This window comes from Photorhabdus heterorhabditis (assembly GCF_001280945.1).
Taxonomy (GTDB): domain Bacteria; phylum Pseudomonadota; class Gammaproteobacteria; order Enterobacterales; family Enterobacteriaceae; genus Photorhabdus; species Photorhabdus heterorhabditis.
The window spans coordinates 1-2,665 of sequence record NZ_LJCS01000133.1 but is presented as its reverse complement, the minus strand read 5'-3'; the positions used below and the strand labels follow the sequence as shown (position 1 = coordinate 2,665).

Sequence of the window (2,665 nt, the reverse complement as noted above, 5' to 3'; positions counted from 1 at the left end):
AACGATTGAAACGCTCAGAGCCTACGTTCAGAGTCAGTCAACGCCAGATTGATCTTTAAAGCCCTGCGGGCTTTTCGCCTTATATCCCCGCCCGCACTGGCCGAGGGTTTACGGCGTTTTTCGCTAAGTTCGGTTTTGAAAATCTTTTGATCAACAAGGCAAAAAATTAATACCGTTATTAATTTTTTCTGCCCGATTCTCTTTGTGAAGTGACCTACTAAGTATAGTTATTTTATTTAGTGATATTTCATGGGGTGATTATGACAATTAAAAATAGCCAGAAACTGCAAAAAAACTCCGCAACGACGACGACACCACAAATGAATCGTACGATTCATTATGTCTTATCAGGCATGATCGCTCTTAGTGCAGGTCTACCCAATCATCTGGCCGCACAGGAAAATGAATCCCAAAAGACCAGGGAAAAACCGGAGAAACCAGAAAAAATGCTCATATTTCCTGCACTTTCAGTTGTTAATGGCTTAAATAACAGCGTCAGTGCTGGCAGCTCAGTATTGAAAAAAGAGGATATTGAACGCACCCAGGCGGATAATATTGCCGAACTGCTTGATCAACTTCCCGGCGTTTCTATGTCGGGATCACCTCGTCCAGGCGGCCAAACTCTGAATATCTGGGGAATGGGTGATACAGAAGACGTTAAAGTCACCTTAGATGACGCACCGAAAGGCTTCGAGAAATATCGCCAAGGCTCTATCTTTATTGAGCCTGAATTAATCAAGCGAGTCGATGTCGATAAAGGCCCGCATAATCTACTTGATGGTAATGGCGGATTTGGCGGAACAGTCAAAGTTGTCACCAAAGATGCCAGTGATTTGTTACGGCCGGGAGAAGATTTTGGTGGATTGCTGAAATACAGTTATCACACCAATGACCAACAAAATATTTATAGCAGTGCAGTTTATGGCCGGACAATAGAAGGCTTCGCTGATGGCCTGTTATATATGAGTAAACGGGATGGCGGCAATATTAAACGCCCCGATGGTACCCGCTTTGCTTTCTCTAAAAGTGATCAGGCATCTTATTTACTGAAAACGAATTTTTACCTAAACGATGCTAATACGTTGACACTTTCCGCTACGCGTTTTGATTCTGATGGCTGGCAACCCTGGGCAGCAAAGAGTAATGAAATAGCCGTTCCGTCAGAAGCCGAGGTTGAAAAATATGGTTGGAATGAAGCCTGGCGCCGGAAATTGGTTTATCGTGATCAAACAGACCAAAATTACACAGCTAAATGGAATATTGCACCGGAAGATAATCTGTTACTTAACCTGACAGCAACCTATGCCTATTCGAAAACAGAGCAGCATGATAAACGCTCTGAAAAAGCCCATAACGGTTTTATTGGTTCATTGGGAAATGAAAGCTGGATCAACTATGTGGATAACTTAATAGATATAAATAACAAAAGTGATTTTATAACCGGACCAATAGAGCACACATTATTAGCTGGAGTTCGTTGGCATAAAAATCAACGTAATACCCTTATCCATGATAGAAGCAAAGACAAGAGACCTGAATATAATTATGGCTATTTTCAACCAACCTATATGCCTTCTGGCGAGCAAAAAACGAATAGTTTCTATTTACAGGATACGATGGTTATCGGCAGTGTTACTGTGACACCCAGTGTTCGCTATGACCATATCACCAATATTGGCAAACCCAATATCGCGGCAATCTACAATGATAACTCACCGAATGTAGGTCATGATTACAGCAATGTCACCTATACTGGCTGGTCTCCTCATTTTGGTATCATGTGGAAAGCAACCCAAAACCTGTCACTATTTTCGGATATCAGCCGGACATGGCGCGCTCCGTTGGTGGATGAACAGTATGAAATGCAATATGCACAGGCAAGTATCACTGCCACCAGCCGTAATCTGGATGTAGAAAGAATGACAGGCTTACGCTTCGGTGCGATTCTGAATTTCAATAGCCTGCTAGCAGACCAAGATAGTTTGCAAATCCGTACAACGTTATTCCGTAATAGAGGCAAAGATGAAATATTTGTCCGTCGTGGAATAGTATGTAAATCACCGGATTGCGGAAAGCCTGTATCTAACTACCGTAATTTACCGGGATACACCATTCAGGGGCTGGAAATCGAGACTTTCTACGACAGCACTCATTTGTTCGGAAAACTGTCTTATTCAACTATCCGTGGTCAGAGAGATGCTTCACCACGCAATCCTTGGGGTAATAAAACTTGGATTGCGGAAATTCCACCCACTGCTGCCCGCACTATGTTAGGCATAAAAATCCCTCAATGGCAGATGGCAATAGGCTGGACCGGAGATTTTGTCCGTAAGCAAGATAGATCGCCTAAAGATGGAGATCCAATGGCAACACTCTGGTCAATACCCAAAAGCAAAGGTTATGCACTGCATGGTTTATTCGCTAGCTGGCAACCTGATTTTCAACAAGGTCTTGAAGCACGTGTAACAATAAATAATTTATTTAATCGCGATTATAAACCATACCTCAACGAATCTTTTTCAGGAATTGGACGTAATATTAACCCGAATTCTGCTTAAGCCGTCATTGAGAAATCTTCTTCTGAGTAGAAAACTTTCAGTGATGGTTTTTTCAATTTAAGGCAGTAAGCAATCAGTCCACCTAAAACGGTCAACATAAATCCTCT

The 2,665-nt window shown here is 42.2% G+C and carries 1 protein-coding gene and 1 pseudogene; one reads left to right on the top strand and one right to left on the bottom strand.

Features of this window, described 5'->3' with window-relative positions; translation table 11 throughout:
- The first annotated feature begins 260 nt into the window (after positions 1 to 260).
- A complete protein-coding gene (locus tag AM629_RS20755; RefSeq protein WP_054481670.1) occupies positions 261 to 2,558 on the top strand; it encodes a TonB-dependent hemoglobin/transferrin/lactoferrin family receptor in 2,298 nt (765 codons plus the stop codon).
- On the opposite strand, the pseudogene AM629_RS23750 reads toward AM629_RS20755, so the two are convergent.
- Positions 2,555 to 2,665, bottom strand: a pseudogene (locus AM629_RS23750) (IS982 family transposase); the annotation flags it as partial. The gene AM629_RS20755 and the pseudogene AM629_RS23750 sit on opposite strands and share 4 nt — an antisense overlap.

What these genes read in the sequence shown, in the direction of transcription:
- AM629_RS20755 (WP_054481670.1), top strand. Translation starts at nt 261, where the DNA reads ATGACAATTAAAAATAGCCAGAAACTGCAAAAAAACTCCGCAACGACG.